Here is a 255-nt window from a genome sequence, read left to right as displayed (position 1 = left end):
AAGAACATGCTGGAGCGGGACCGGCTGGAGTCCAAGAAGATCTCCAAGACGCAGGCCGTCACCTCCCAGATCCCGGACCGGGACATGGGCGAGAAGAACGTGCACATCGGCCCGTCGGACTACGTGGCCTGGCTGGACGACCGCAAGTGGGCCTACGTCCGCCTGGAGGGTCGCGCGTTCGGCGACGTCCCGCTGAACCTGGAGTACAAGCTGGAGGTGTGGGACTCCCCCAACTCCGCCGGTGTCATCATCGAC

General features: G+C 65.1%; 1 pseudogene. It reads left to right on the top strand.

Annotated elements, in window-relative coordinates:
• Positions 1 to 255: pseudogene (locus GL263_RS27990) on the top strand (inositol-3-phosphate synthase); the annotation flags it as partial.

The sequence above is a fragment of the Streptomyces durbertensis genome (genome assembly GCF_014156695.1).
Taxonomy (GTDB): Bacteria; Actinomycetota; Actinomycetes; order Streptomycetales; family Streptomycetaceae; genus Streptomyces; species Streptomyces durbertensis.
The sequence above is the reverse complement of the archived record's forward strand: the minus strand, read 5'-3'. Positions and strand labels throughout refer to the sequence as shown.